The organism is Streptomyces sp. NPDC003035 (genome assembly GCF_042888285.1).
Lineage (GTDB): Bacteria > Actinomycetota > Actinomycetes > Streptomycetales > Streptomycetaceae > Streptomyces.
This window is the reverse complement of sequence record NZ_JBIAPJ010000006.1, coordinates 70,320-89,576: the sequence shown is the minus strand read 5'-3', so window position 1 is coordinate 89,576 and position 19,257 is coordinate 70,320. Positions and strand designations below refer to the sequence as shown.

Annotated in this window: 13 protein-coding genes; 9 read left to right on the top strand and 4 right to left on the bottom strand. The window is 71.9% G+C overall.

Annotation, left to right across the window (positions count from 1 at the left end; genetic code table 11):
• Positions 1–32: 32 nt before the first annotated feature.
• Together ACFYV5_RS20295 and ACFYV5_RS20290 are read right to left on the bottom strand one after the other, a co-directional pair.
• The gene (locus ACFYV5_RS20295; RefSeq protein WP_355115862.1) at positions 33–1,610 is read right to left on the bottom strand and encodes an NADH-ubiquinone oxidoreductase-F iron-sulfur binding region domain-containing protein; all 1,578 of its coding nucleotides are present in this window, start codon (positions 1,608–1,610) and stop codon (positions 33–35) included.
• Positions 1,607–2,908, bottom strand: coding sequence for a hypothetical protein (locus ACFYV5_RS20290; protein WP_355115864.1), 1,302 nt, complete (start codon positions 2,906–2,908; stop codon positions 1,607–1,609). The genes ACFYV5_RS20295 and ACFYV5_RS20290 overlap by 4 nt, the downstream gene beginning before the upstream one ends.
• 398 nt (positions 2,909–3,306) lie before the next feature.
• Here ACFYV5_RS20290 and leuS point away from each other — a divergent pair, with 398 nt between their 5' ends.
• The 6 genes from leuS to ACFYV5_RS20260 all read left to right on the top strand — a co-directional run bounded on the left by leuS (position 3,307) and on the right by ACFYV5_RS20260 (position 12,955).
• Positions 3,307–6,189 carry a leucine--tRNA ligase gene (gene leuS / locus ACFYV5_RS20285; RefSeq protein WP_389170188.1) on the top strand — a complete coding sequence of 961 codons (2,883 nt, stop codon included), beginning with the start codon at positions 3,307–3,309 and terminating at the stop codon, positions 6,187–6,189.
• 130 nt (positions 6,190–6,319) lie between these two features.
• Positions 6,320–7,138, top strand: a complete 819-nt coding sequence (locus ACFYV5_RS20280) for a hypothetical protein (RefSeq protein WP_389170185.1) — start codon at positions 6,320–6,322, stop codon at positions 7,136–7,138.
• Between the two features lie 88 nt (positions 7,139–7,226).
• Complete coding sequence (locus ACFYV5_RS20275) at positions 7,227–8,072, top strand: DegV family protein (protein WP_355115869.1); 846 nt, start codon at positions 7,227–7,229, stop codon at positions 8,070–8,072.
• Between the two features lie 108 nt (positions 8,073–8,180).
• Positions 8,181–9,284, top strand: a complete 1,104-nt coding sequence (locus ACFYV5_RS20270) for a helix-hairpin-helix domain-containing protein (RefSeq protein ID WP_389170181.1) — start codon at positions 8,181–8,183, stop codon at positions 9,282–9,284.
• Between the two features lie 56 nt (positions 9,285–9,340).
• Positions 9,341–11,737, top strand: coding sequence for a ComEC/Rec2 family competence protein (locus ACFYV5_RS20265; protein ID WP_389170178.1), 2,397 nt, complete (start codon positions 9,341–9,343; stop codon positions 11,735–11,737).
• A gap of 408 nt (positions 11,738–12,145) precedes the next feature.
• A complete protein-coding gene (locus ACFYV5_RS20260; protein ID WP_389171083.1) occupies positions 12,146–12,955 on the top strand; it encodes an arylamine N-acetyltransferase in 810 nt (269 codons plus the stop codon).
• A 32-nt stretch (positions 12,956–12,987) separates the two neighbouring features.
• Here ACFYV5_RS20260 and ACFYV5_RS20255 read toward each other — a convergent pair whose 3' ends face one another.
• Positions 12,988–13,248 carry a hypothetical protein gene (locus ACFYV5_RS20255; RefSeq protein WP_389170174.1) on the bottom strand — a complete coding sequence of 87 codons (261 nt, stop codon included), beginning with the start codon at positions 13,246–13,248 and terminating at the stop codon, positions 12,988–12,990.
• Between the two features lie 33 nt (positions 13,249–13,281).
• On the opposite strand from ACFYV5_RS20255, the gene holA reads away from it, so the two are divergent.
• The gene (gene holA / locus ACFYV5_RS20250; RefSeq protein ID WP_389170171.1) at positions 13,282–14,277 is read left to right on the top strand and encodes a DNA polymerase III subunit delta; all 996 of its coding nucleotides are present in this window, start codon (positions 13,282–13,284) and stop codon (positions 14,275–14,277) included.
• A gap of 498 nt (positions 14,278–14,775) precedes the next feature.
• Here the strand turns inward: holA and rpsT are convergent, their stop codons facing one another.
• On the bottom strand, positions 14,776–15,042 hold the full coding sequence (gene rpsT / locus ACFYV5_RS20245; RefSeq protein WP_137989361.1) for a 30S ribosomal protein S20: 267 nt from the start codon (positions 15,040–15,042) through the stop codon (positions 14,776–14,778).
• Between the two features lie 184 nt (positions 15,043–15,226).
• On the opposite strand from rpsT, the gene lepA reads away from it, so the two are divergent.
• Positions 15,227–17,098 carry a translation elongation factor 4 gene (gene lepA / locus ACFYV5_RS20240; protein ID WP_355115879.1) on the top strand — a complete coding sequence of 624 codons (1,872 nt, stop codon included), beginning with the start codon at positions 15,227–15,229 and terminating at the stop codon, positions 17,096–17,098.
• 231 nt (positions 17,099–17,329) lie between these two features.
• The gene (locus tag ACFYV5_RS20235; protein ID WP_355115881.1) at positions 17,330–19,204 is read left to right on the top strand and encodes an AMP-dependent synthetase/ligase; all 1,875 of its coding nucleotides are present in this window, start codon (positions 17,330–17,332) and stop codon (positions 19,202–19,204) included.
• The last annotated feature ends 53 nt before the right edge of the window (positions 19,205–19,257 follow it).

Below are 19,257 nucleotides of genomic sequence, written 5' to 3'. Positions count from 1 at the left end.
GATGATCCGCTTCTTCGTGTGTGGGACGGGCCTCAACCCCTGCCGCTCCCCAGCGCCTTACGGCCCGCGCCCGGAGGCAGGGCCGGCCGCTCCTGCGCCGGCTGCTCGATCCGCAGCGCCAGAGCGGGACAGCGGCGTACGGCTCGCTGCGCCCGCCCTCGCAGGTGCACCGGCACGGAGGCGTCGGCGAGCACCGGGTAGCCGTCCGGGCCCAGCCTGATCAGCTCCGGGACGATGTCCGCGCAGAGCCCGTGCCCCTGGCACAGCGTCCAGTCCACGGCCAGCCTCTCGCCGCTCGGAATCGACTCCTCCGCGTCCTGGTAACCAGGGGCGGGGAGCGGCAGCACACCGACGGTCGGGCGGCCGCAGCCACCGTCGAGGACGTGGGCGGCCAGATCGTCCGTGAAGGCCGAGAGCGTCGAGGCGAAGAAGCGTGCCGAGCCGTCCGGATGCTTGCAGGCACCCCGGCCCCTCACCGCCTGGGTGACCTCACGCAACGCCTCCAGGGCGGCCGGCCCGCCACCGTTCAGCACGTCCGAGAGGCCGCCGGCCGCCGCCGGCAGGCCGAGCCGGCACGGGCCGCACTGGCCCGCCGTCTCCGCCGCGAGCCAGTGCGCGACCCGCAGCGACTCACCGAGCGGGCACGTCCCGGGGCCGATCGGCAGGATCGCCCCGGCGCCCAGGGCGCCGCCGACAGCGGCCAGGGACGCCCGCGAGACGACGGCGTTGTCGACGGCCACGGAGTCGATCCAGTTGCCGTGGTACCCGCCCGTGAGCACGCCCTGCGGAAGCGGCGGGGCTCCGGCCAACTGGAGCACATACCGCAGCGGGACGCCCGTCGGGACCTCGACCACCATGGGGCGCGCGACCGCCCCGGAGAGCGTCAGGAGCACCGTGCCAGGCTCTGCGTCCAGACCGGTGTGGCCGTAGCGGCGCGGACCGATCCGGGCGGCCACGGCCAGCTGCGCGAACGTCTCGGCGTTGGACAGCAGTGTGGGCGCACCGCCCACCCCGGACTCCGCCGCGCGCTCGCGGCGGCCGGCCGGCAGCGCGGGGCCGCCGCCGGCCGCCCGGATCACCGCCGACGCCTCCCCGGAGACCATGCGCTCGGGAGTCCGGACGACACGCGCGCGTAGAGGCTGCCCGCGGCGGTCGGAGAGGCCCCGTTCGGCGAGGGCCGAGCGGATGGAGATCTCCGTGGAGTTACGGGTCACGGCCACGATCAGCGTCCGGGCACCGAGCGCCTCCGCCGCCAGCAGGGCGCCGTCCAGGATCAGATGCGGGGCCCGGTTGAGCAGCACGGTGTCCTTCCGGCAGGCGGGCTCACCCTCACTGCCGTTGACGACCACCACGGGGCGCACCCCACGGCGGATCGCCGCCTGGCCGACGGCCCGCAGTTTGCGGCCGAAGGGAAAACCGGCTCCACCGCGCCCGTGGAGGGATATCTCGTCCGCGAGCTGGGCGAGCCGCTCGCCGCTCATCGGATCCAGCGGCCCGTGCACCTTCAGATGCATCTCCAGACCGAGCCGCTCGACCAGGTCGAACCCCTGGGTGAGCTGCGGCAGACCGACCACGCGGACCTCGGGGACGTCGGGGAGCGGGGCGTTCACGGGCGGTCTCCTGCGGGTGCGGTCCAGGGCTCACCCGCGGGCGGCGGGCTGGAGTAGGTCGGCATCGGGGGCGAGGGAGTGGGCCAGAAGCCGGGGCGGGGGGAGGGGTCGGGGACGACGGGGATCTCCTCGGTCATGGGGATGCGCTCGGCGAGCGGAGCGCCGCCGGAGGCGTACGGGGCGTGCGGGGTATGCGGGGTGTGGGGGGTGTGCGGAGCGGGGTCGGGCGCCGGGGTCGCGCGGGACACCGCGCGGTAGGCGGCCGAGAAGCCGGCGGAGGAGACGGGGCCGGTGGTGGGGACGGCCGGGGGAGCCGGGGGAGCCGTCTCGTGGAGCGGGGGCGCGGTCTCGCAGGGCGGGGGAGGGGGCGCGTACAGCCGGCTGCTCGGCACGGGGGGTGGGACGGACGCGAGGGGAGGGAGAGGAGGGTGGCCGGCGGGTCGGTCCAGCCATTCGGCGGACATGGTGGGCCGCTCGTGGCCGCTGTCCTCCTCCTCGGCTCCGGCTGCGGCCTCGGCCGGGTTCGCCCGGCCTGCCGGGTCGTCGCCCCGAGCGGACCGATGGGAACGGGTGGACCGAGTGGACCGAGCGGTGCTTTCCAAAGACGCGAGGAGCCCGGCGAGCCGGTCGGCGAGCTCCCGCTGCGTCGGGGCGGGGAGCAGCCGGAGCGAGACCGCCGCGGCGACGGCGGTCAGTGCCAGGCAGTACATGACGACGACCCAGGTGGCGGCGGGCCTGCCCGCGTACAGACCGTGGACCAGGGCGAAGCACCACGCCGGGTACGCCAGCATGTGCAGCGGTCGCCAGCGGGCCGCGAAACGGCTTCGGCCCGCCAGAGTGCTGCGCAGGGCGCCCGTCGAGGCCGTGACGACCATGAGAAGCCCGGCGAGCGAGCCGAAGCCGATGAGGGCAGAGGTGCCCGTGATGCCGAGGCCGAAGGGGATCAGGGCGCCGATCGGCTCCACATGGCCGAGGGACACCTTGACGGTGCCGTGCAGCAGCAGGAAGCCGAGGGAGGCGACCGCCGTGGCGCGGTGCACGCCCTGTGCGATCAGCCGGTGGCGGGGGGAGAGCAGCAGCCGGTCGGTGGCGATCAGGCCCCAGGCGACCGAGGCGGTGAGGGACACCAGCGACAGGACGCCGCTGGTGAAGTCGAGCGCGGCCCGGAAACCGTCGCTGCCGCCGATGGCGAGCAGCGGAATGATCACCAGTGCCGCGACGGAAAGCCCGCCCTGAACCGGCCGGCTCAAACCGGTTCGCAGGACGGGAGAAGAGCGGATCTTGCGATGAGGGTTCATGGGGGCGACTCCGAATGGTGCGGATAAGCGGTCCCGTTGCCGCATGCTAAGTCGCTCCATACCGGCTGGTAGGTGGTTTGCCGGTTTACAAGGTCGGTGCTCTGTTACTGACTCTGGGGTTGCCCTGGATAGGGGCGATACGCGGAGTAACCCGGGCGGCTCGGGCGGCTCGGAGCCGCCGCGTGGAACGCCGGTGCGGCCCGCTCGGGCCCTGCGGTACCCTGGCGCCATGCGTGCCGTACGCCTTCTGCTTAGCGAGCCGCGCTGATCAGTCCCGACGGATGAAAGATCCGGTCGGAATCGGCGCGGCGTCCCCTCCTGTGCGAGGGGATTTTTCATTTCGTGGCAGTGCAGTTCGCGGGCAGTGGGCAGAGACGATCGATGGAGCTTCAAGGATCATGAGCGAGATGAATTCGGCTGCCGAGACGGCGGCCCCGCATCGTTATACGGCGGTCATGGCCGCCGACATCGAGGCACGCTGGCAGGACTTCTGGGACGCCGAGGGCACCTACGAGGCGCCGAACCCCACGGGTGACCTGGCGGGCGATCCGGCGGTCGCCGCCCGGCCCAAGAAGTTCATCATGGACATGTTCCCGTACCCCTCGGGCGCGGGCCTGCACGTCGGCCACCCGCTGGGCTACATCGCCACGGACGTCTTCGCCCGTCACCAGCGCATGACCGGCCACAACGTGCTGCACACCCTGGGCTTCGACGCCTTCGGCCTGCCGGCCGAGCAGTACGCCGTGCAGACGGGCACGCACCCGCGCGTGTCCACCGAGGCCAACATGGAGAACATGAAGGTCCAGCTGCGCCGGCTGGGCCTGGGCCACGACAAGCGCCGGTCGTTCGCCACGATCGACCCGGAGTACTACAAGTGGACCCAGTGGATCTTCGTGCAGATCTACAACTCCTGGTACGACGACGAGGCGAAGAAGGCCCGTCCGATCGCCGAGCTGGTCGAGCAGTTCGAGAACGGCACCCGTGAGGTACCCCGTACGCCCGGCGCCGCCTCCACGCGCGCGTGGAGCGAGCTGACCGCCGCCGAGCGCGCCGACGTCCTGGGCGAGTACCGCCTGGCCTACGCCTCCGACGCGCCGGTCAACTGGTGCCCCGGCCTGGGCACGGTCCTGGCCAACGAGGAGGTCACCGCCGACGGCCGTTCCGAGCGCGGCAACTTCCCCGTCTTCAAGGCCAAGCTGCGCCAGTGGAACATGCGCATCACCGCCTACGCGGACCGCCTGCTGGACGACCTGGACGCGCTGGACTGGCCCGAGGCCATCAAGCTGCAGCAGCGGAACTGGATCGGCCGCTCCGAGGGCGCCCGCGTCGACTTCCAGGTCGGCAAGGCCGGTGCGATCACCGTCTTCACCACCCGTCAGGACACCCTGTTCGGTGCCACCTACATGGTGCTGGCGCCGGAGCACGACCTGGTCGAGAAGATCGTCCCGGACGCGTGGCCCGCCGGCACCCACGACGTGTGGACGGGCGGACACGCCACCCCGGCCGACGCCGTCGCCGCGTACCGCAAGCAGGCCGCCTCCAAGTCCGACGTCGAGCGGCAGGCCGAGGCCAAGGACAAGACCGGCGTCTTCACCGGCGCGTACGCGACCAACCCGGTCAGCGGCGAGCAGGTTCCGGTCTTCATCGCCGACTACGTGCTGATGGGCTACGGCACCGGCGCGATCATGGCCGTCCCGGCCCACGACACCCGCGACTTCGCGTTCGCGCGCGCCTTCGAGCTGCCGATGCGCTGCGTCGTCGAGCCGTCCGACGACCGCGGCACCGACCCGTCGACGTGGGACGACGCCTTCTCCTCGTACGAGGCGAAGCTGGTCAACTCCGCGAACGACGAGATCTCCCTGGACGGCCTGGGCGTCGTCGAGGCCAAGGCGAAGATCACCGCCTGGCTGGCCGACCGCGGCATCGGCGAGGGCACCGTCAACTTCCGGCTGCGCGACTGGCTGTTCAGCCGCCAGCGCTACTGGGGCGAGCCCTTCCCGATCGTCTACGACGAGGACGGCGTCGCGCACGCGCTGCCCGAGTCGATGCTGCCGCTGGAGCTGCCGGAGGTCGAGGACTACTCCCCGCGCACCTTCGACCCCGACGACGCCGACACCCAGCCCGAGACGCCCCTCTCCCGCAACGAGGACTGGGTCAACGTCACCCTGGACCTGGGCGACGGTCCCAAGAAGTACCGCCGCGAGACCAACACCATGCCCAACTGGGCTGGTTCCTGCTGGTACGAGCTGCGCTACCTGGACCCGCACAACTCCGAGAAGCTGGTCGACCCGGCGATCGAGCAGTACTGGATGGGCCCGCGCGAGGGCATGCCGACGGGCGGCGTCGACCTGTACGTGGGCGGTGCCGAGCACGCCGTACTGCACCTGCTGTACGCGCGGTTCTGGTCCAAGGTGCTGTTCGACCTGGGTCACGTCTCCTCGGCCGAGCCGTTCCACAAGCTGTACAACCAGGGCATGATCCAGGCCTTCGTCTACCGCGACGCGCGCGGCATCGCCGTGCCGGCGGCCGAGGTCGAGGAGCGTGACGGCGGCTACTGGTACCAGGGCGAGAAGGTCAGCCGCGTCCTGGGCAAGATGGGCAAGTCCCTGAAGAACGCGGTCACCCCGGACGAGATCTGCGCCGAGTTCGGTGCGGACACCCTGCGCCTGTACGAGATGGCGATGGGCCCGCTGGACGTCTCCCGCCCGTGGGACACGCGCGCGGTGGTCGGCCAGTACCGGCTGCTGCAGCGGCTGTGGCGCAACATCGTCGACGAGGCGACGGGTGAGGTCACGGTCGTGGACTCCGAGCCTGACGAGGACACGCTGCGCGCCCTGCACAAGGCCATCGACGGTGTCTCGCAGGACATGGCGGCCATGCGCTTCAACACCGCCATCGCCAAGGTGACCGAGCTGAACAACCACCTGACCAAGGCGGGCGGCGCGGTCTCGCGCTCGGTCGCCGAGCGCCTGGTGCTGCTGGTCGCCCCGCTGGCCCCGCACATCGCCGAGGAGCTGTGGCGCAAGCTGGGCCACACCGACTCGGTCGTCCACCAGGACTTCCCGGTCGCCGACCCGGCGTACGTCGTGGACGAGACCGTGACCTGCGTCGTGCAGATCAAGGGCAAGGTCAAGGCACGTCTGGAGGTCTCCCCGTCCATCACGGACGCGGAGCTGGAGGAGCTGGCGCTGGGTGACGCGAACGTGGTCGCCGCCCTGGGCGGCGCGGAGATCCGCAAGGTGATCGTGCGCGCCCCGAAGCTGGTCAACATCGTCGCCTGACGGCCTCGGACGCATAGGGGGCATCCCCTACGGGCAGGTTGGGGGTTCCGATGGAACCCTCGGCCTGCCCGTTCCGTTTACCGTGGAGAACGACAGCCGAGGAAACTCGACCCACGCCGGAGGGGCGCACATGGAAGCCGCGATTGTGATCATGGCGCTGCTCTTCGTCGCGTTGGTGGCACTGGGGGTCTACGCGACCGTGAAGGTGGTCAAGGCCGCCAAGCGGGGCGTCGACCGCACCATCAACCAGGCCCGGCGGACGGTGGAGGACACCACGCTGCGCGCCAAGAGCTATGGACAGGGCGGGGTCGCCGGTGAGCTGGCCCAGCTGCGGCTCTCGCTGCGCACCTCGATGCGCGCGACACAGGACGCCCTGCAGGCGGGCGTCGCCGAGGACGCCTCGCTGAGGGAGTCCCTCGACCTCTTCCGCCGGCTGAGCGCCCACGGCCAGGAGCTGGACGAGGACCTGAAGCGACTGGAGCGGGAGCCGGACCGGTCGAGGGTGGCCGGACAGCTCACCGACCTCCGTAAGCGTACGGAGCAGATCACACAGTCCGCGGAGTCGCTCCGGTGGGCGGCCAGGGACCGGGCGCGGAAGTTCGCCGAGGACGACCTGTCCTCGCTGAGCGCGCAGATCGACATGGAGGCGGGCGCGTTGCGGCACTGGTCGGGGCCCGCCGCCCAGGACCCCGCGGCGGATGATTTCTCGTGGCCCGATGCGAGCGCCGCCGCGCCGGGCGCCGATCAGGGGCAGGTGTGGCCCGCGGACGCGGAGGCCGCCGCGGGTCAGCGACCGGAAGCACGACCGGATGCCCACGCGAATGGGCGACCGGACGCGCAGGCCGCCGGCGCCCAGGGACAGCAGCCGCCGCCGGCGATCACGGCGCGCGATCCGCGCCAGGCCGCCTATCCGTGGGAGAAGTCGGCGCGTCCCGAGACCACCACCTGACATCGCGGGCCGCGCTCGGACGGCGCGGGTGACCATCGATCGAGGGCCGGGCTGCCATGCGGCGGCCCCGACGGGTAACCTCCCGCTCATGTCCCGGCATGTCGCGATCGTCACCGATTCCACGGCCTACCTGCCACCCGAGGCGATGGAGCGGCACGGCATCACCGCGGTCCCGCTCACCGTCGTCATCGGCGACCAGGCCCTCGAGGAGGGGACCGAGATCTCGGCCCGCTCACTGGCCCAGGCGCTTCAGAAGCGACGGCCGGTGACCACCTCGCGGCCGAGTCCCGAGGTCTTCGCGGAGACCTACCGCGCGGCCGCCGAGGCCGGTGCGCGGGGCATCGTCTCGCTCCACCTCTCCGCCGAGTTCTCCGGTACGTACGATGCCGCCGTGCTGGCGGCGAAGAACGCCCCCGTACCGGTCCGGGTGGTCGACACGCGGATGGTGGGGATGGCCCTCGGTTTCTGCGCGCTCGCGGCGGCCGAGGTCGTGGACGCGGGCGGCTCCCTCGACGAGGCGGTCGCCGCCGCGGAGAAGCGGGCGGCGGGTACCTCCGCGTTCTTCTACGTCGACACGCTGGACTACCTCCGCAGGGGCGGCCGGATCGGCGCCGCACAGGCGATGCTCGGCTCCGCCCTCGCGGTGAAGCCGCTGCTCCAGCTCGACGGCGGGCGGATCGAGCTGCGCGAGAAGGTGCGGACGGCGTCGAAGGCGATCGCCCGCCTCGAGGAGATCGCCGTGGAGCGGACGGGTTCCGGAGCGGTGGACATCGCGGTGCACCATCTCTCCGCGCCCGAGCGCGCCGCCGTCCTGGCCGACCGGTTGCGAGAACGCGTGGCGGGGATCGAGGAGTTGCACGTCAGTGAGGTGGGTGCGGTGATCGGGGCGCACACGGGCCCCGGGCTGCTCGCCGTCGTGATCTCGCCCCGCTGACGAGTGCTGTCCCTCGTGTGAGTGACGAGTTTTTCCCCAACCGGCTGCTCGTCCACGGAAATTGAGGCGTCTCAGCGGGTTCGGACAGATGTGCCTACCGTCCTGTCCATGGCTCTTCACACGGATACCGCAGCAGACGACCCCACACGCACACGTGACGTGACGCGCGACGTGCCACACGGCGCGACCGCGGCCGCGTCCTCGGTGAGGAGGGCGGGTGCGACCAGCGGTCCGGGCCGCGCGAGCGGCTCGGACGGGCGGACCCGCGTCGGGGGGCGGGGTTCGCCTCCCGCGCGGGCGCGAGGGCGGGCGCGGGGAAGACACGCGGTCGCGGCGAGCCGTTCCGCCGTACGACGCCGAGGTGAGGCGCTCTTCCCCTCCGCCGCGGCGCCTACCGAGCCCGAACCGGCCGCGGGGTGGGGCGCGTCGGAGGTCATGGCGCCGCCCGGGGCACGGGAGGAGGAAGGCGCGCCGGGAAGGTGGGGACGGCTGAGGCTCGCGCTGCGCGACCGGCTGCCGGTGTGGGTGCAGTCCCGGTGCGGTCTCGAACCGAGGACGCTGGCCGCGCTGGCCGTGGTTCTGGTCGTGGCCGCGGGCTTCGCCGGACGGCACTTCTGGGCCGGACGGCCGGAAGCCGTCCGGGCGCCGGAGCTCGTGCGCGCGGCGCCGCTGCCGGAGAGCGGGGCGTCTCCGGCGGTGCCGGCGGTGCCGGCGGTGTTGGCGGGGTCGGCGGGGCCGACGGCCGGGGCGCCGCCGTCGGAGGTCGTGGTCGATGTGAGCGGCAAGGTGCGACGGCCCGGGGTGCTCACCCTCCCTGCCGGATCGAGGGTCGCGGACGCGCTGCGAGCGGCCGGAGGGGTCAGGCCGGGCACGGACGTCAGCGGACTCAACCGGGCCCGGGTTCTCATGGACGGCGAACAGGTGGTGGTCGGGCTGCCGGCCCCGAACGTTCCGGGTGCGGGTGCGGGTGCGGGTGCGGGTGCGGGTGCGGGTGCCGGGGCGTCGGTCGGTGTCCGGACTGGGCCGCTGAGCCTGAACTCGGCGACGGTGGAGCAGCTCGACACGCTGCCCGGGGTCGGGCCCGTGCTCGCCCAGCACATCGTCGACCACCGCCTGGAGCACGGCGGGTTCCGGTCGGTCGCCGAGCTGCGTGAGGTCAACGGGATCGGTGAACGGCGGTTCGCCGACCTCGCGCCCTTGGTCCGGCCGTGAGGACGTCCCCCGCATCCCGCGGCCTGCGTGAGGAGGGGCCGGCCGACCTTCGGCTCGTGCCACCGGCGTTGGCGGCCTGGGGAGCGGCCGCGCTGGCGGTGGGCGCCACCGGGTGGTGGGTGGTCGTGGGGGTGCTCGGCTGCCTGGCAGCGGCGGCGATCCTGCCCGTGGCTATTCGCGGACGGCCCGGTCGGCGGCTGAGGGTCACCGCTGCCGCGGCGGTGCTGCTCGGTGCCGCGGCCGGTGCCGCGTCGGGCGGTCTCCACGCGGCGGACCTGACACGCGGTCCGCTTCCGGGCCTCGCGGGGGAGTACGCCCGGGTGAGTGTGGACGTGACAGTCACTTCGGATCCGCGACTGACCCGTCCCCGGATCCGAGGCGACCGGACGGCACCGGTCTCTGTCGTCCTGAACGGGGAGGTGACCCGGGTCGAGGCGCCCGGAGGTGCGATCCACCGGACCAGGACGCCGCTCCTGGTGATCGTGCCCGCCGCCGACGCCCAGCGGGAGTGGCTGCGGACCCTGCCCTCGACCCGGCTGCGGCTCGCGGGGCGGCTCGCGCCCCCGATGCGCCCGGGAGACCGGTTCGCGGCGGTGCTGCGGGTCGACGGGGCAGGGCCGCCGCGGGTCACCAGGCCCGCGAGCAGCGTGCAGCGCACGGCAGGGGAGTTGCGGGCGGGGCTGCGGCACGCCACGGAGGACCTCGAACCGGACGCCCGGGCGCTGCTGCCCGGGCTGGTCGTCGGAGACACCTCACGGATCGAGCCGGAGCTGAGCGACGCCTTCGAGGCGACCGATCTCACCCATCTGCTCGCCGTCTCCGGGTCCAACCTCACAGTGGTTTTGCTCCTTCTCGTCGGCCGGCCGGGCGCCGCGATGCGGGCCGAACGGAGCGGGCTCGCGCCCCGGCTCGGCATCCCGCTGCGGTCCACCGCGCTGATCGGGGGAGGGCTCACACTCGCCTTCGTCATCGTCTGCCGGCCGGACCCGAGCGTGCTGCGGGCCGCGGCCTGCGGCCTGGTCGCGTTACTCGCCATCGGTACGGGGCGCCGCAGATCGCTGATTCCCGCCCTGGCCGCGGCGGTGCTGCTGCTGGTGCTGTACGACCCGTGGCTGGCACGGAGTTACGGCTTCCTCCTCTCGGTCCTGGCCACAGGGGCGCTGCTCACCATCGCGCCGCGGTGGAGCGAGGCGCTGCGGCGGCGCCGGGTGCCCGGCCGGATCGCCGAGGCGCTGGCCGCGGCCCTGGCGGCGCAGGCGGTGTGCGCGCCCGTCGTGGCGGTCTTCGCCGCGCGGGTGAGCCTGGTCGCGATCCCCAGCAATCTGCTGGCCGAACCGGCGGTCGCCCCGGCCACGGTCCTCGGGTTCGCCGTGCTCGCCCTCGCCCCCGTATGGCCGTCGGCCGCCGAGCTGGTCGCCGGGATCGCGGCCTGGCCCGCCGAGTGGATCGCGGGGGTGGCCCGCACCGGAGCGGCGCTGCCGGGTGCCGAGACCGACTGGCCGGGCGGCTGGTGGGGCGGGCTGATGCTGGCCGGCATCTTCGGCCTGCTCATGCTGGGCGCGTGGAGACTGCCGTACCGGCGGCGGATCGCCGTGGGCTGTGCCGTGCTGCTGCTCCTCGCGGTGGTCAGGCCGCCACCGCTGGCCCGGGTGGTCACCGGATGGCCGCCGCCGGGCTGGGCGTTCGCGATGTGCCAGGTCGGGCAGGGCGACGCGGCCGTGCTCGCAGCCGGTGGGGACGCCGCCGTCGTCGTGGACGCCGGACCCGATCCGGCTCTCGTGGACCGCTGCCTCCACGATCTGGGGGTCCGCCGCATCCCTCTCGTGGTGCTCACGCACTTTCATGCGGACCATGTCGCGGGGCTGCCCGGGGTGCTGCGCGGGCGGTCGGTGGGGGCGATCCAGACGACGGGGCTGGAGGAACCGAGGGGACAGGCGGAGTTCGTGCGGCGGACCGCCGCGGCGGCCGGGGTTCCGTTGGTCCGGGCCGGTCCCGGGGAGCGGCGGCGACTGGGCCCGCTGGAGTGGCAGGTGCTGTGGCCGCGAGGGGGTCCCGGTGCGGTGGAGCCGGAGGAGTCCGGGCCGAACGACGCGAGTGTCACGCTGCTCGTGCGGACCGCCGCCGGGCTGAGCCTGCTCCTCCTCGGAGACCTCGAACCACCCGCTCAGCACGGCCTGCTGAGGGCGTACCCGGCGCTCGCCCCGGTGGATGTCCTCAAGGTCGCGCACCACGGATCCGCGCACCAGGATCCCGGGCTGATACGGGCGGTCCGGCCGCGGCTGGCGCTGGTGTCGACCGGAAGCGGCAACCCGTACGGCCACCCGTCGCCGCGGACGGTGGAGGCACTGCGGGCCGGGGGAGCGGAGGTGCTCCGGACGGACCGGGACGGAGCGATCGCGGTGACCGGCGCCGGCCGCGAACTGCTGGCCGTTTCGACGGGAAGGAGCTTGTAGAGAGATCCTTGTAAAGGAGTCTTTCTAAAGATAATGAGGAGCAGAAGCAGCAGGGGAACGAAGAGCAGCCCAGGAGTATCCGCCTCACCGACCCCCGGGCCCGGGTCGTTCCAGATGGCGCTGATACCCGACGCGGTCCCGGCCCGGGTGATAGGCGCCTTCCGCACCCTCGACCACGGTTTCCGCCCCCTTGGCGCGCTGGTCGCCGGCCTGCTCAGCACAGCTGCGGGACTGCGCCCGACGCTGTGGATCGCCACCGCCGGAGCCGTACTCGCCGTGCTGTGGCTGCTGCCCTCGCCGCTGCCGGGCACCCGGGAACTGCCCGTGCCGGTCGCGGATCCGGTCCCCGCGGGCCGGCGGTCGGAGGCCGGACACCCGGGCCGGACGGGAGCCCGGCACACTTTCCGCATGAGCACTGACACCCAGCCGGTACCGGATGCGACCGTCGAGGCCTACCTGCGTCGTATCGGAGCCACGAGGCCGGACCGCCCCGACGTGGCGGCCCTGCGGGACCTGCATCTGCGGCACCTGAGGACGGTCCCCTTCGAGAACCTGTCGATCCACCTCGGCGAAGACATCGTCCTGGAGGAGAAGGCGCTGCTCGACAAGGTGGTCGGCGCCCGCAGGGGCGGGTTCTGCTACGAGATCAACGCCACGTTCGCCGTCCTCCTGCGCGAACTCGGCTTCGCCGTAACCCTCCTGCAGGCGCGCGGCTATGGCGAGGGCGGCCGGCTGGGCATTCCGTACGACCACATGGCGGTGCTGGTGGAGGTGGCAGGGGAACGGTGGCTCGCGGACGTGGGGTTCGGTGACCACACCCACTTCCCGCTGGCGCTGGACGAGCGGGGCGACCAGGCGGATCCGGGCGGCACGTTCCGCATCGTCGAGACCGAGGACGGGGATCTGGACGTGCTGCGCAACGGCAGGCCGCAGTGCCGACTGGAGACACGGAGGCGGGTGCTCGCCGACTTCACCGCAGGCGCCTGGTACCACCGCACCTCCCCGGACTCGCACTTCACCCGCTCCCTCGTCTGCTCCCGGCTCGGCGAGGAGGGCCGGATCACCCTCAGTGGCCGCAAGCTCGTCACGCACGTGAACGGCCGGCGGGCCGAGCGGCTGCTCGACAGCGACGAGGACGTCAGGGCGGCGTACCGGGACCGGTTCGGGATCGAGCTCACGGACCTGCCTGTGCCGCCGCCTCGGGCGCCACAGGCGTAACACGCTGCTCGGCCGGCGCGGCTCGGCCGACGCTACGGGGCCTCCAGCCAGCCCTCGTACTCAGCGGCGAGCTCGTCGAGCGCCGAGGAGTCCAGCCGGCCCTCCGGGTCCTCGACGACCACCAGCCACTGCGCGTCCTCGGCGTCGTCCTCCCCGGCCAGCGCGTCCCGCACGAGCTGCGGTTCCTCCGTGACGCCGAAGCGGGCGGGAAGCTCTTCGGCGACCTCCTCGGCGGAGTCGCGGTCGGGCAGTACCAGTACGTGTCGTTCGCTCACCCCGTCATTCTCGGGCATCGCTGTCAGTGGCCCGTGGGATGCTGGGACGCGATGACTCCGCCAAGAAATCAGAAGAATTCCTCCGACGACCTTCTCGCCCCCGTCACGCTCGCCGTGGGCCAGGAGGACCTGCTCCTCGACCGTGCCGTCCAGGAGGTGGTGGCGGCCGCACGTGCCGCCGACGCCGACACGGACGTACGGGACCTCACGTCCGAGCAGCTCCAGCCCGGGACGCTGGCGGAGCTGACGAGCCCGTCGCTCTTCGCCGAGCGCAAGGTCCTGGTCGTGCGGAACGCGCAGGACCTGTCCGCCGACACGATCAAGGACGTCAAGGCGTACCTCGACGCGCCCTTCGAGGAGATCACGCTCGTGCTGCTCCACGCGGGCGGCGCCAAGGGCAAGGGCCTCCTGGACGCGGCGCGGAAGGCGGGCGCGCGGGAGGTGGCCTGCCCGAAGACGACGAAGCCGGCGGAGCGGCTGACGTTCGTACGGCAGGAGTTCCGGGCGCTGGGGCGGTCCGCGACGCCCGAGGCGTGCCAGGCGCTGGTCGACTCGATCGGCAGCGACCTGCGGGAGCTGGCGTCGGCGGTGTCGCAGCTGACGGCCGACGTCGAGGGGACGATCGACGAGGCGATCGTCGGGCGGTACTACACGGGCCGGGCGGAGGCGTCATCGTTCAACGTCGCGGACCGCGCGGTGGAGGGACGGGCGGCGGAAGCGCTCGAGGCGCTGCGCTGGTCGCTCTCGACGGGTGTCCCGGCGGTCCTGATCACCAGCGCGCTGGCACAGGGCGTCCGGGCGATCGGCAAGCTGTCGTCGGCGCGGGGTGGCCGGCCGGCGGATCTGGCGCGGGAGCTGGGGATGCCGCCGTGGAAGATCGACCGGGTGCGGCAGCAGATGCGGGGCTGGACGCCGGACGGGGTCTCGATCGCGCTGCGGGCGGTGGCGGAGGCGGACGCGGGTGTGAAGGGCGGGGGGGACGACCCGGAGTACGCGCTGGAGAAGGCGGTGGTGGCGGTGGCGAGGGCGGCGCGGCTGCGTCGGTAGGGACGTTTCCCCCACCCCACCCCTTCCCGAAACCCCGCCGGGGGCTGGGGGCGGGACCTGTGCGGGGCTCCACCCCGCGCCCGCGCCCCCGTGCCGGTGGATGCGGCCGCTTCGCGCCGCCGTGGCAGGGCGCTGCAGACCACGCCGCAGGCCCCCCGCCGAGGAGCGGCTGCTTCGCGCCGCCGGTGCCCCGCCCCCTCCGGGTGTGGCTGCTTCGCGCTGCCGCTGGCCGCCGTCCGTTGTCCCGCCCACGGTAGGAGCGTGCGCGGCCAGTAGCCCCGCGTCAGCTGCGTGGCGCCGCCTGCCCGCCATCCCCCACACCCCACGCACGACGAAGGCCCCGCCGCCTCCTGGGGAAGGAGGGGGTGGGGCCTTCGTCGTGTAGATGGTGGGCTCGCGCACGCGTGGCGAACGCGTATCGCGCGCGAGTCCGGGGTGCCGGGTTGGGAGCGGGAGAGAGGGCCCGCTGGGTCCCGTCCGGCGTTACATCAGAGGAGCTCAGCCCTGCAGAGCGGCAACCTTGGTGGCCAGCGCCGACTTCTTGTTGGCGGCGGCGTTCTTGTGGATGACGCCCTTCGAGACAGCCTTGTCGAGCGCGCGGGAGGCGGCGCGAGAAGCCACGACGGCCTTCTCGACGTCACCCGCGGCGACGGCCTCGCGGGCCTTGCGGATCGCGGTCTTGAGCGAGGACTTGACGGCCTTGTTGCGCAGGCGCGCCTTCTCGTTCGTCTTGTTCCGCTTGATCTGGGACTTGATGTTCGCCACGAAAGAGCCTTTTCAGGTTCGGTGTTGTTTCTGAGGTGTGCCTCATCGCTGAGAGGGCGTACGAGACACAGCTGTCCACGGTATCAGGGGGCGTAACCTCCGCCCAAACCGAGCGGACCTCCGCAGTCGTGGGACCATGGAGCCTACGTATCGATCCGACCATCGCCCCGAGACGAGACCTTGCGTGCCCGCGACTCCTACCCACGTGCCTGAGCCGAGCCGTACCGACCCGGCGTTGATCCGCAATTTCTGCATCATCGCGCACATCGACCACGGCAAGTCCACCCTTGCCGACCGGATGCTCCAGCTGACCGGGGTGGTCGACCAGCGGCAGATGCGCGCCCAGTACCTCGACCGGATGGACATCGAGCGCGAGCGCGGCATCACGATCAAGTCCCAGGCGGTCCGTCTGCCCTGGGCCCCCAACGAGGGTCCGGACCAGGGCACCACGCACATCCTCAACATGATCGACACCCCCGGGCACGTCGACTTCACGTACGAGGTCTCGCGGTCCCTGGCGGCCTGTGAGGGCACGGTCCTGCTGGTCGACGCGGCCCAGGGCATCGAGGCGCAGACCCTCGCGAACCTGTACCTGGCGATGGAGAACGACCTCACCATCGTCCCCGTACTGAACAAGATCGACCTGCCGGCCGCCCAGCCGGAGAAGTTCTCGGAGGAGCTCGCCAACCTCATCGGCTGCCAGCCCGAGGACGTGCTCAAGGTCTCCGCCAAGACGGGTCTCGGCGTCGAGGCGCTGCTCGACCGCGTCGTCCGGGACGTTCCGGCGCCCGTCGGTGTCGCCGACGCCCCCGCCCGCGCGATGATCTTCGACTCGGTCTACGACTCCTACCGCGGCGTCGTCACGTACGTACGAGTCGTCGACGGGCAGCTCAACAAGCGCGAGCGCATCAAGATGATGTCGACCGGCGCCACCCACGAACTCCTCGAGATCGGCGTCTCGTCCCCCGAGATGACGCCGGCCGACGGGATCGGCGTCGGCGAGGTCGGCTACATCATCACCGGCGTGAAGGACGTCCGTCAGTCCAAGGTCGGTGACACGATCACCTCCCTGCACAAGGGCGCCACCGAGGCACTCGGCGGGTACAAGGACCCCAAGCCGATGGTGTTCTCCGGCCTCTACCCGCTGGACGGCTCGGAGTACCCGGACCTCCGCGAGGCCCTCGACAAGCTGCAGCTCAACGACGCCGCGCTGGTCTACGAGCCGGAGACCTCCGCCGCCCTCGGCTTCGGCTTCCGCGTCGGTTTCCTCGGCCTCCTCCACCTGGACGTGATCCGGGAGCGCCTGGAGCGCGAGTTCGGTCTCGACCTGATCGCCACCGCCCCCAACGTGGTCTACCGCGTGGTCATGGAGGACGGCAGCGAGCACACGGTCACCAACCCGAGCGAGTTCCCCGAGGGCAAGATCAACGACGTGTACGAGCCCGTCGTACGCGCCACGATCCTCGCCCCGAGCGAGTTCATCGGCGCGATCATGGAGCTCTGCCAGACCCGTCGCGGCACCCTCCTCGGAATGGACTACCTCTCCGAGGACCGGGTCGAGATCCGCTACACCCTCCCGCTCGCCGAGATCGTCTTCGACTTCTTCGACCAGCTGAAGTCCAAGACGCGGGGTTACGCCTCCCTCGACTACGAGCCCACCGGCGAGCAGGCCTCCAGCCTGGTCAAGGTCGACATCCTGCTGCACGGTGACAAGGTGGACGCCTTCTCCGCCGTCACCCACAAGGACGCGGCGTACGCTTACGGCGTGCGGCTCGTCGCCAAGCTGCGCGAGCTGATCCCGCGGCAGGCCTTCGAGGTGCCGATCCAGGCCGCCATCGGCTCCCGGGTCATCGCCCGCGAGACCATCCGCGCCATCCGCAAGGACGTCCTCGCCAAGTGCTACGGCGGTGACATCTCCCGTAAGCGGAAGCTGCTGGAGAAGCAGAAGGAAGGCAAGAAGCGGATGAAGATGGTCGGCTCCGTGGAGGTCCCGCAGGAGGCGTTCATCGCCGTCCTGTCGAGCGACGACTCCGCGGGCGGCAAGGGCAAGAAGTGACCGCGAGCTGACCGGAAGTAATCAGCCAATTAGCTGACAGATACATCGAACGGGTTCACGCGTGCACAGCGCGGGGGCCCGTTCGTTATGAAGCGGGTATGAAGAGGCGGCCCGCAGCCTCTTACGCGCCGGTCCCCGGCGCCTTACTCTGATCGCGGCTCGTAGGTTACTCGCCAGTTAGTACGCATGGAACGCACCGCCAGAACGCACCGCCGCCGCCCGGAGGACGTCGTGAGCGACACACAGACCCTGATCGAGAACCGGCCGCCTTCCGTGGCGACCCTCTTCCTTGAGCGCGTGGAGCGGACTCCGGACGCGGAGGCCTATCGCTATCCCGTCCCGGCCGCTTCGGGGCAGGGCCCGGATGACTGGAAGTCGCTCAGTTGGGCGCAGGCCGCCGACCGGGTCTACGCCATCGCGGCCGGTCTCATCGACCTCGGCGTCCAGCCCGAGGAGCGGGTCGCGCTGGCCTCCTCCACCCGGGTGGAGTGGATCCTCGCCGACCTCGGCGTGATGTGCGCGGGTGCCGCCACCACCACGGTGTACCCGCAGACCAACGCCGAGGAGTCGGCGTTCATCCTCTCCGACTCCGAGTCCAAGGTGCTGATCGCGGAGGACGCGGCCCAGGTCGCCAAGGCTGTCGAGCGCCGCGCCGACCTGCCGAACCTCCACCACGTCGTGGTCGTCGACCCCACGGGCGTGGAGACCGACGACTGGGTCCTGTCCCTCGCCGACCTGGAGGCGCGCGGCAAGGCGTACCTCGAGAAGCACGCCGACGCGGTGAAGGAGCGGGTCTCGGCCATCACCGCCGGTCAGCTCGCCACCCTCATCTACACCTCCGGCACCACCGGACGGCCCAAGGGCGTCCGCCTGCCGCACGACAACTGGTCCTACATGGCCAAGGCCATCGCGGCGACCGGCCTGGTCACCAAGGACGACGTCCAGTACCTCTGGCTGCCGCTCGCGCACGTCTTCGGCAAGGTCCTGACCTCCGGCCAGATCGAGGTCGGGCACGTCACGGCCGTCGACGGCCGCGTCGACAAGATCATCGAGAACCTGCCGGTCGTCCAGCCGACCTACATGGCCGCCGTGCCGCGCATCTTCGAGAAGGTCTACAACGGAGTCGCCGCCAAGGCCCGGGCCGGCGGCGGTGCCAAGTACAAGATCTTCCAGTGGGCGGCCGGAGTCGCCCGCGAGTACGCCAAGACCACCCAGGACAACTTCCGCCGCACCGGCACCGCCTCCGCCCCCTTCGGCCTCACCGCCAAGCACAAGGTCGCGGACGCGCTCGTCTACTCGAAGCTCCGCGAGGCCTTCGGCGGCCGGCTGCGCGCCGCCGTCTCCGGTTCCGCCGCCCTCTCGCCCGAGATCGGCTTCTTCTTCGCCGGCGCCGGCATTCACATCCTGGAGGGCTACGGCCTGACGGAGAGCAGCGCCGCCTCCTTCGTCAACCCGGGCGAGGCCTACCGCACCGGCACCGTCGGCAAGCCGCTCCCCGGCTGTGAGGTCCGCATCGCCGACGACGGCGAGATCCTGCTGCGCGGCCCCGGCATCATGGAGGGCTATCACGGTCTGCCGGAGAAGACGGCGGAGGTCCTGGAGTCCGACGGCTGGTTCCACACCGGCGACATCGGCGAACTGTCGGCCGACGGCTACCTCCGCATCACCGACCGCAAGAAGGACCTGATCAAGACGTCCGGCGGCAAGTACATCGCCCCGGCCGAGGTCGAGGGCCAGTTCAAGGCCGTCTGCCCGTTCGTCTCCAACATCCTGGTCCACGGCGCCGACCGGAACTTCTGCACGGCGCTCATCGCCCTCGACGAGCCCACCATCCTCGGCTGGGCCGCCGAGAACGGCCTCGGCGGCAGGTCCTACGCCGAGATCGTCGCCTCCCCGCAGGCCGAGAAGCTGATCCAGGGGTACGTCGACCGCCTCAACGAGGGGCTCCAGCGCTGGCAGACGATCAAGAAGTTCCGCCTGCTGCCGCGCGACCTCGACATCGAGCACGGCGAGCTGACGCCGTCGCTGAAGCTGAAGCGGCCGGTGGTGGAGCGGACGTACAAGGACCTGATCGAGGACATGTACGCGGGCTCCCGCGAGGCGTAGAGGCAACGGCCCGGGGCTCTTCCGCAGGGTTGTCCACAGGCTGAAGGCTTACC